This window comes from Streptomyces capoamus (genome assembly GCF_014654935.1).
Taxonomy (GTDB): Bacteria; Actinomycetota; Actinomycetes; order Streptomycetales; family Streptomycetaceae; genus Streptomyces; species Streptomyces capoamus.
This window is the reverse complement of the sequence record NZ_BNBF01000001.1, coordinates 615579-624531: the sequence shown is the minus strand read 5'-3', so window position 1 is coordinate 624531 and position 8953 is coordinate 615579. Positions and strand designations below refer to the sequence as shown.

General features: G+C 77.8%; 9 protein-coding genes. All 9 read right to left on the bottom strand.

Going from position 1 to position 8953, the window contains the following annotated elements; genetic code table 11:
• The coding region (locus IE312_RS02840; RefSeq protein WP_229898925.1) for an ANTAR domain-containing protein at positions 1-997 on the bottom strand (997 nt) is incomplete at its 3' end.
• 140 nt (positions 998-1137) lie between these two features.
• Positions 1138-1632, bottom strand: a complete 495-nt coding sequence (locus IE312_RS02835) for an STAS domain-containing protein (RefSeq protein ID WP_229898923.1) — start codon at positions 1630-1632, stop codon at positions 1138-1140.
• Positions 1633-1762: 130 nt separating this feature from the next.
• On the bottom strand, positions 1763-2695 hold the full coding sequence (locus IE312_RS02830) for a glycosyltransferase family 2 protein (RefSeq protein WP_189977943.1): 933 nt from the start codon (positions 2693-2695) through the stop codon (positions 1763-1765).
• Positions 2692-3633 (bottom strand): glycosyltransferase family 2 protein, encoded by a 942-nt coding sequence (locus IE312_RS02825; RefSeq protein WP_189977941.1) that lies wholly within the window; start codon positions 3631-3633, stop codon positions 2692-2694. Before IE312_RS02825 ends, IE312_RS02830 begins: the two co-directional genes overlap by 4 nt.
• A complete protein-coding gene (locus tag IE312_RS02820) occupies positions 3623-4657 on the bottom strand; it encodes a glycosyltransferase family 9 protein (protein WP_189977939.1) in 1035 nt (344 codons plus the stop codon). Before IE312_RS02820 ends, IE312_RS02825 begins: the two co-directional genes overlap by 11 nt.
• Positions 4654-6075, bottom strand: coding sequence for a PfkB family carbohydrate kinase (locus IE312_RS02815; RefSeq protein WP_189977937.1), 1422 nt, complete (start codon positions 6073-6075; stop codon positions 4654-4656). Before IE312_RS02815 ends, IE312_RS02820 begins: the two co-directional genes overlap by 4 nt.
• The gene (locus tag IE312_RS02810; protein ID WP_189977935.1) at positions 6072-6827 is read right to left on the bottom strand and encodes a D-sedoheptulose-7-phosphate isomerase; all 756 of its coding nucleotides are present in this window, start codon (positions 6825-6827) and stop codon (positions 6072-6074) included. The genes IE312_RS02815 and IE312_RS02810 overlap by 4 nt, the downstream gene beginning before the upstream one ends.
• The gene (locus tag IE312_RS02805) at positions 6824-8056 is read right to left on the bottom strand and encodes a glycosyltransferase (protein WP_189977933.1); all 1233 of its coding nucleotides are present in this window, start codon (positions 8054-8056) and stop codon (positions 6824-6826) included. Before IE312_RS02805 ends, IE312_RS02810 begins: the two co-directional genes overlap by 4 nt.
• A partial coding sequence (locus tag IE312_RS02800; RefSeq protein ID WP_229898921.1) for a glycosyltransferase occupies positions 8053-8953 on the bottom strand: 901 nt, incomplete at its 5' end. The genes IE312_RS02805 and IE312_RS02800, both read right to left, overlap by 4 nt.

Sequence of the window (8953 nt, the reverse complement as noted above, 5' to 3'; positions counted from 1 at the left end):
CGTCGGAGAGCCGCGGGTCGGCGGCGACGTCGGGCACGCTCACCTGGCGGCCCCGGGCGCGGGCCGCCGCGTCGGCCGTGCCGTCGCCCCGGCCGCGCGCGAGGTGGTCCAGGAACGTTTCTGCACAGCCGTGGTGGCTCTCCAGCACCAGGGCGTGCACGGCCGGGTCCACGCACTGCACGTATCCGGCCGGTGCCCGGCCGACGGCCAGCGCCTCGTGCAGCACGGCGTCGACCATCTGCCGCCGGTAGCGGGGGTCGCGGCCGCCCCGGGCCAGGATCCGCAGCTGGGGCACCGGCAGGCAGCGGCGGCCCGGGAACCACACCTCACCGTCCGGGGGCCGGGCCACCACGACGGCCGAGACCAGCACCCGCAGCGGCACGTTGAACCGCTGCGAGGCCTCGCGCAGCGCCCGGAAGGCGCTGCCGGAGTCCGCCAGACCGTAGCGGACCATGAGCGTGCCCTGCGCCATGCCGATCACCGGCGCGGTGCGCACCCGGGCGCGCAGTGCGCGGACCTCCTTGTGCAGGTCCTCGTACGAGGGCCGCAGCGGGTCCGCCATCTGGGACTGCCAGGCGGGCAGGTCCTCCACCCGGGAGGCGGCCCGGGCCAGCTCGCGCAGCGCCTCGTCGAGCGTGGCGTAGAGCCGGACGCCGTCCAGGCGGGCCAGGTGCACCGCCTCGCGGACGCCGGGCCGGGCACGGACGATGACCAGGTCCGGGCGGCCGGTGCGGGCCCGGGTGGTCTCGCTGAGCGTGCGGAGCACGGCGGCGCCGCCGAGCTGGACGTGCGCCATGTCGAGCACGGGACGCAGTCCGGCCCGGTCCGCCTGTTCCAGGTGGCCGCGCAGCTCCTTGGACCAGGCCTCGGCGCCGTCGGCGTCGAGGCTTCCCGACATGCGCAGCAGCAGGGCGCCTTCGGCGGGCAGTCCCTCGACGACGGAGGACTCGATGACGAGGGGAGCCGGTGCGGCCGGGCGGCCGGAAGAAGGTTTCATCGCATCACCCAGACTGGACGTGCCGCAGTTGTCGATCGGTCTCTTCGTGACCTCGGCACCACCTTGCACGGTAGGCCCCGGGCCCTCAACCGGACCGCTCGGGCCGTGGGCCGGGGACCGGGAGGCCGGGAACCGGCCGGCTATCCGGGGCCGTCGGCCGGTCCACCGGCCGCCGGCGCGTCCTGGGCGGCCGGGGAGCGCACGGAGTCCGGGCCGGCCGGCGTGTCCCGGCCGCCCAGCGCGTCCAGCGCGCACGCCAGGGAGGCGTGCGCCCGGATCCCCGGCAGAGCGGCCAGGGCCTCCCGCACGTGCGGCCGGGGCTGTACGACGGGCAGGGCGCGGCCGGCGCGGGCGAGGGACCCGGCGGCCCCGTCCAGGGAGCGCAGCGCGTCGGCGCAGGCCAGGTAGACCTCGCTCAGGTCCAGCAGAGGGTGTTCACCGGCCCGGTCGGCGTCGGCGACGTGTTCGGCCAGGGCCTCGGAGAACCGCCGGGCGTTGGCCGCGTCGACCGTGCCCCGGGCCTTCAGGACGCTGATGCCGCCGAGTCCGGTGCGGTGCTCGTGGACGGTCTGCAGCAGCAGCGGGGCCGGACCGCCGGGGCGGACGCGGGCGGGGGACGGCGGACCGGATTCCATGGGGGCACGCGCTTCCTGGGCGGGGCGGGAAGGAGCTCGGCCGGCCGCTTCCTGACCGGGACCTCACTGTGCCCCCGCCCGGATCCCGGATGCAACGACGTCTCCTGCGCGTGTCGCGGCGCCCGGGCGCTCAGCCGACGTACCGCCGTGCGGGTGAGTCGCGGCGGGCCCGCTCCAGTGAGGCGAGCCGGTGCTCCAGTTCCGGCGGTACCGGGTCGCGCTGGCGCAGCACCCACGGCAGTCCGGCGGTGGCGCGGACGAACGCGCGGGCGGAGGCCGCGTCCCGGGGCACCGTCCGGATGAGGTGCCCGGTGCGGCGCAGCGCCGGCAGCAGCGGGCGGCGCAGCCAGGTGAACCACAGGGTGTTGCGCAGCCCGAGGACCCGGCGGGCCGTGGGGTCGCGCAGCCGGGAGGCGTGGTGGTGGACGGTGAGTTCCTCGGCGTAGGCGAGCCACCAGCCCTGGCGCAGCAGGTCGCAGGCGAGCAGCTCCTCCTCGCCGCCGAGCCACAGGCCGGGGTGGAAGCCGCCGCCGGCCCGGAAGGCCTGGGTGCGCAGCACGGTGGCGGCGGCCAGGAAGGAGCCGAGGGCGGGTCCGGGGAGCCAGTCGGGGCCGGACAGCGGGGACTCGCGCAGCTCGCGCACGACCGGGTCCTCCGTGCCCTCCGGTTCCACGACGATCCGGGCGGTGACGGCCGCGAGGCGCGGCCGGGCGTCCAGCAGGTCCGCGGCGCGGCGCAGGCTGCCGGGCTCCCACCAGGTGTCGTCGTCGCAGAAGGCGACGTAGGGGGTGCGCACGTGCTGGACGGCCAGGTTGCGGCCGATCGCGCCGAGGTTGCGGCCGGGGCGCAGCAGGGTCATCTCGGGGAAGTCCCGGGCGACGGCCTCGGCGGTGCCGTCGGTGGAGGCGTTGTCGGTGACGATCACCGGCGGGTGTTCGGGCAGCCGGCGCAGCAGGGCGAGGGTGCGCAGCAGTTCGGCGCGGCGGTCGTGGGTGATCAGGACGACGGTCGTCCGGTCGTCGGGGCCGGTGCGGGTGCGGACCCCGGTGGCGGGCCCGGTCATCGTGCGGTGCCTTCCGCCAGGCGGCCGGAGGCCTCCCGGTCGAGCAGGCGGGCGGCGTCCTCGACGTGCGGGGGCAGGGTCCGGCGGCGGGCGAGGGCGGCCGGGAACCGGGCGATGCTCTCCCTCAGGGCGCGGCGCGCGCCGGGCCGGCCGGCCGCGGCGGCCAGCGCCAGGTCGGCGAAGGCGCGCAGGGTGACCGGCCAGGGGCGGCGCAGGCAGGCGGTGAGCACGTGGTTGCGCCGGACGAGGAAGGAGCGGCCGGTGCGGCCGTGGTCGTCGGGGTGGTGGCGGGCGCGCAGGGAGGGTTCGTAGGCGACGCCCCAGCCGGCGGCGGCCAGGTCGTAGGCGAGCAGGGTCTCCTCGCCGCCGAAGAAGAGCAGCGGGTGGAAGCCGCCGGCGGTCAGGAAGGCATCCCGGCGGACCACGCAGGCGCAGCCGAGGAAGCCGAGCACCGGGCGGCCGGGCAGGTCCGGTTCCGGGCGCAGCGGGGAGGCGGCGAGTACGGCGTTGAGGGGGTCTTCGGCGGCTTCCTCGCCGACCAGGGTGCGGGCGGCGAGCAGGCCTAGCCGGGGATGCCGGTCGAGGAGGTCGGCGGCCCGGGCCAGGCTGCCGGGCTCCCACCAGGAGTCGTCGTCGCTGAAGGCGACGTAGGGCGTGCGGGCGTGCCGGACGGCCAGGTTGCGGCCGAGGGCGCCGGTGTTGGCGGCGGGCCGCAGCAGCCGGGTGATGGCCGGGTGACCGGCCACGGCACGGCAGGTGGTGTCGTCGCGGGAGTTGTCGACCACGATGACCGGGGGCCGCTCGGGCAGCGCGGCCAGCGCGTCCAGGGTGCGCAGCAGGCTGGCGCTGCGGTCGCGGGTGATGACGGCGACGGTGACACGGGGATCGCCCGGTGCGGTGGGCCGGCGGACGCGGCCGGGTGCGTGCTCAGTGGACATGTGCCGCCTCCGTTCCGCTCGGCCGCGGCCGGCCGCGGCCGTCCCGCAGCAGCATGAGGCAGGCCGCGGCGACCTCGCCGGTGCGCAGGGCCAGCAGGCGGGGGTCGGGGGTGCGGCCGTGCGGGTCGCCGGGCGGGCCGGGTCGCCACAGGGCGAGGTGGTCGGGGCCGGGCGGCGGCCCCCACAACCGGGGGGAGACCGGTCCGAACAGGGTGACGGAGCGGGTGCCGTGGGCCACCGCCAGATGGGCGGGGCCGGTGTCGCCGCTGAGCACCAGGGACGCCCCGGCGACCAGGGCCGACAGTTCCCCCAACGGCAGGCCGCCGGCCAGTACGTCGTCGCCGGGCAGGCCGCTGCGCCCGGCGACCCGGCGGACCAGGGCCTCCTCGCCGGCGCCGCCGGTGAGGACCACACGGTGCCCGGCGGCGCGCAGGCACCGGACGACGGCGGCGAACCGCTCCCCCGGCCACCGGCGGGAGGCCGCGGCCGCGCCGGGGTGCACGACGACCGCGCCGGGGGCGGGGGACGGCGCGGCGGGCGGGGGCAGCCGCAGGTCGAGGGGGTCGGCGGGGACGCCGTAGTCGTGCAGGAAGGCGCACCAGCGGTCGCGTTCGTGGGCCTGCCCCCGCCAGGGCGGCCCGTCCGGGCAGGCGTGGGCGAGGAGCCGGCGCGGGCGCAGGGCGGCGAGGGCGTCACGGCTCTCGGGGCCGTTGCCGTGCAGGTCGATCGCCACGTCGGGGGGCGGTCCGGGCCAGTGGGCGAGGCCGGGCACCACGCGGCCCGGCGCCTCGGCCGGGAACACGGCGTCCACCGCGCCCGTGGCCAGGGCGAGTCCGGTCAGCCACGGTGGCTGGGCGAGGACGATGCGGTGGCCGGGGAAGGCCCGGCGGACACCGCGCAGCGCGGGCACGCCGGCCAGCAGGTCGCCCAGGCCCAGCGCGCGCAGCACCAGGACGCAGGGGGGCCGCCCGCCGTGCTGCCCGGCGGCACCCGCACGGTGCGCCGTGCGGTCGCGGGGGGTCACGTCGGACGTCCTCCGTTCGGAACGGGGGCCAGGGCCGCCCGCCGGGCGAGGCCGGTGGTGGAGCGGCCGTCCAGGTAGGGCAGCAGCAGGACCTGGCCGCCCCAGCTCTCCACCAGGGGTTGTTCGGGCAGCGCGGTGCGGGCGTAGTCGCCGCCCTTGGCCCAGATGTGCGGGCGGAGTTCGCCGAGGATGCGTTCGGGGGTGTCCTCGTCGAACACGGCGACGGCGTCCACGCACTCCAGGGCGCGCAGCACCCGTACCCGGTCGGCGGCCGGGACGAGGGGGCGGCCGTCGCCCTTGCGGCGGCGTACCGAGTCGTCGGAGTTGACGCACACGACCAGGCAGTCGCCGGCCCGGCGGGCGGCCTGGAGCAGGGCGACGTGCCCGGCGTGCAGCAGGTCGAAGCAGCCGCCGGCGGCGACGACGGTGCCGCCGGCCGCGCGGACCCGGGCGGCGGCGCGCACGGCGTCGGCGGTGGTGTCGCCGTCGGCCGCCGGCTCCGCGCCGGTCTCCGGCCGGTCGGGGACGGCGACGGCACGGGCGCCGCCCTCGGCGACGTACCGGGTGGCGGCGTGCACGGCGGCCTGTACGGCGGCCTCGGTGAGGGCGCCGTCGGCGAGCAGCCCGGCGGCGGCCGCGGCGAACCGGTCACCGGCTCCGCACGGGTCGCCGGTGGCGGCGGCCGGGGTCGGCACCAGCAGCGGGGTCTCGCCGTGCGAGAGCAGGGCGCCGCGGTCGCCGAGGGTCACCGCGACGGCCCGGGCCCCCCAGGCCGCGACCAGGGCGCGGGCGTCCCGGGCGGCGGTGCGCAGGCCGGCCGCCTCGCCGGAATCGGTGTCGTCCAGCCGCCGGGCGAAGGCCCGGGCCTCCTGGGCGGAGGGGGTGGCCAGGCGGACGCCGGGGACGGGGGGCCGGCCCCGTACGTGGGGGTCCCAGACGAGGGGGGCCGTCGCACGGGTCAGGGCGTCCCGCAGGACGTCGGCGGTGCCGCGGCCGTAGTCGGCGACGAGGACGCCGCCGGCCGCCGCGATCGCGGACACCGCTTCCCGGGTGGCCTCGCGGGCGCGGCCCTCGCCGTCGTCGAGGCGGAGCAGCGGCCGGTCCCCGGCCAGTACCCGGGTCTTGCTGCTGAGGGTGCCCTCCAGTGGCACCTCGACCAGGGTGACCCGGCCGGCCAGCAGTTCCCGCAGGGTGTCGCTGGATGCGTCGGGGCCGAGGGCGGTGACCAGAGTGACGGGACGTCCGTCGGCGGCGGCGAGGCAGGCGGCGAGGGCGGCGCCGCCGGGGCGGGAGCTGCGCCGGGTGCCGTGGACGACGGGGACGGGGGCGTCCGGGGCCAGCCGCTCGGCCCGGCCGCACAGGTCGTGGTCGAGCAGGGCGTCGCCCACGACGACCAGGGGCGTCGGCGCGGCGGTCATGCGTGTCCCTTCCCCGGGGCGACGGGCGCACCGGGCGCGGTGCGGCCGACCGTGCGGGCCCGGCCGACGAGCCGGCCGACGACACCCGGTTTGCCGTCGGCACCCGGTTCGCGTTCGGCACCCGGTTCGCCGGCTCCCCGTTCGCCGTCGGTGCCGGACGCGCCGCCCCGGTGGCCGGCCTCGCCGCGCTCGACCGCCTGGTCGAAGGCTTCGCAGAGCATGTGCACGGCGACCAGGTGGAGTTCCTGCACGGTGGCGCCGGCGGGCGCGTCGACGCACAGCGCCTCGTCCGCGCCGAGCTGCAGCGGGTTGGGGGCCCGGCCGGTCAGCGCCCACACCGTCATGCCCTGCCGGTGCGCGCGGTCGGCGGCGGCCAGCAGGTTGGCGCTGGCGCCGCTGGTGGACAGCAGCAGGAGCACGTCCCCGGGCCGGCCGTGGGCGGCGGTCTGCCGGGCGAACACCTCCTGCACCCCGTAGTCGTTGGCGATCGCGGTGGTGGAGGAGGTGTCGGCGTGCAGGGCGACCGCGGAGAACGGCGGGCGGTCGTCGCGGTAGCGGCCGACGAGTTCGGCGGTGAGGTGCTGGGCCTGGGCGGCGCTGCCCCCGTTGCCGGCGACGAGCAGCCGGGCGCCCGCGCCCAGCCGCCGGGCCAGTTCGGTGCCCCAGCGCCCGACGAGCGGTGCGTGGTCGCGGAACGCCTCCAGGGCCTTGGCGAGGTCGTCGCAGTGCGTGGTGCCGGTGACGGTGTTCATCGGACGACTCCCGAGAGCGAGCGGATGGCGGACACGGCGCCGTAGACCTCGGCCAGGCCGTCGGCCACCCGGTCCCAGGTGTAGTGGGCGAGCACCCGGGAGCGGCCGGCGGCGCCGTACCGGGCGAGCCGGTCGGGTTCGGCGAGCAGGGCGCGGACCACCGCGCCGAGGTCGTGGTCGTCGTCGGCGGGGACCAGGACGCCCGTGGTGCCGTCCACGACGGTGTCGAGCTGGCCGCCGACGGCGGTGGCGACGACCGGCGTCGCGCACGCCATGGCCTCCAGCGGGACGATGCCGAACGGCTCGTAGCGGGGCAGCGACAGCACCAGGTCCGCGCTGGACATCAGCCGGGGCATCCGGGCCCGGCCCACTCCGCCGAGCAGCGTGACCCGGTCCGAGACGCCGTACTCGCCGGCGACGCCGTACAGGCGCGCCGCCTCGGGCTCGGCGCCCAGCAGGTCGGCCTCCGGTCCGCCGGCGATGAGCAGTTCGGCGTCGGGGATGCCGGCCAGGGCGCGGATGGCGCGGTCGAAGCCCTTGCGCGGCACGAGCCGGCCGACGGCCAGCAGCCGTTTGCGGGCGCCGGGCGGGCGGTTGCGGGCACCCGGGGTGAACTGGTCGGGGTCGACGCCGCAGGGGACGACGCTGATCCGGTCCTCGGGCAGCCCCATGGCCTTCAGTTCGGCCACCTCGTCGCTGCACGTGGCGAGGATCCGGGCGCACTCGTGGCCGATGGCCTCCTCGACGGCGAGGCGCTGGGGCGGGCTGGTGTCGGCGTCGCCCTGGTAGCGCTTCTTCACCGTGCCCAGCGCGTGGTAGGTCTGCACGACGGGGACGCCGAGATCGCGGGCGCCGGCGAGGGCGGCCAGGCCCGACATCCAGAAGTGGGCGTGCACCACGTCGGGCGGGCTCTTCGCCCACTGCCGGGCCAGGAAGGCGCCGAACTCGTCCATGTGGGGCAGGAGTTCGTCCTTGGGGACGGGCGCGGGCGGTCCGGCGGGGACGTGCACCACCTGTACGCCGTCGATGAGGGTCACCCGGTCCGGCAGGCCTTCCGAGTCCCGCCGGGTGTACACCGTGACCCGGTACCCCTTCCTGGCGAGCTGCCGGGCGGTCTGCGCCACGTACACGTTCTGGCCGCCCGCGTCCGGGCCGCCGAGCGCGGCCAGCGGGCTGGCGTGCTCGGAGACCATGGCGACACGTCCGGCCGTGTGCGGAATGCGGCTCATCGGGTGACCTCCTTGATCAGGCGCTCCCAGTCGTCGAGGAAGCGCCGCTCTCCGTAGCGGGCGTGGGCCGCGGCCCGGGCCGCCGCGCCGGTGCGGCGGGCCCGCTCGGGTTCGGCGAGGAAGGTCCGCACGGCGTCCTCCAGGACGTCGAGGCGGTTGGAGACCACCCCGGCGCCGTCGGGGACCGCCTCCCGGACCTCCGTGGTGTCCAGGGCGACCACGGGCATGCCCAGGAACATGGCCTCCAGCAGGGACAGTCCGAGCGAGGTCCAGCGCACGGGGTGCAGATAGACCCGGCAGCGGGCCATCTCCCGGTGCAGTGCGTGCTGCGGCAGGTCCCGGGTCCGGCAGCGGCCGGGGGGCAGGCCGAGGTGCCCGGCGAGTCCTTCGGTGCGCATCCCGAAGACGTCCAGGGGCGCGGACCGGGCGAACCGGGGCAGCAGGTCGGTGCCGGTGGTACGGCCCCTGCGCACCGGCTCGTTGACCACGACGGCCGCGCGCCGCTCGGTGCCGGTGTACAGCGGACCGGGGTCGACGATGCCGTGTTCGACGACCTCGGCCGGGGCTCGGCCGCTGTCCCACATCAGCCGGTTGAAGTGGGTGACGTGCACGACGGGGATCCGGGACTGCCCGGCCAGCGGGTGGAGTTGCCGCTCGGGTGACGCGTCGGGGCTGTTGTGCTCGACGTACACGGCGGGCACGTCCACGCCGGGCCGGCGGCCGGTCCAGCGCAGGGCCAGCTCGGGTTCGTGCGGGCGCTGCAGCACCATCAGGTCGATGTCGCAGTCCCGCAGCTGCCGCGGGGTGCGTTCCCGCACGGACGCGGGCCAGTCCCAGGTGACGGCCCGGCCCAGGCCGTCGGGTCCGCGGTCGTCGGTGACCGGGACCAGGTAGGTG

What these genes read in the sequence shown, in the direction of transcription:
- IE312_RS02835 (WP_229898923.1), bottom strand. Translation starts at nt 1,632, where the DNA reads ATGGAATCCGGTCCGCCGTCCCCCGCCCGCGTCCGCCCCGGCGGTCCG.
- IE312_RS02830 (WP_189977943.1), bottom strand. Translation starts at nt 2,695, where the DNA reads ATGACCGGGCCCGCCACCGGGGTCCGCACCCGCACCGGCCCCGACGAC.
- IE312_RS02825 (WP_189977941.1), bottom strand. Translation starts at nt 3,633, where the DNA reads ATGTCCACTGAGCACGCACCCGGCCGCGTCCGCCGGCCCACCGCACCG.
- IE312_RS02815 (WP_189977937.1), bottom strand. Translation starts at nt 6,075, where the DNA reads ATGACCGCCGCGCCGACGCCCCTGGTCGTCGTGGGCGACGCCCTGCTC.
- IE312_RS02810 (WP_189977935.1), bottom strand. Translation starts at nt 6,827, where the DNA reads ATGAACACCGTCACCGGCACCACGCACTGCGACGACCTCGCCAAGGCC.
- IE312_RS02805 (WP_189977933.1), bottom strand. Translation starts at nt 8,056, where the DNA reads ATGAGCCGCATTCCGCACACGGCCGGACGTGTCGCCATGGTCTCCGAG.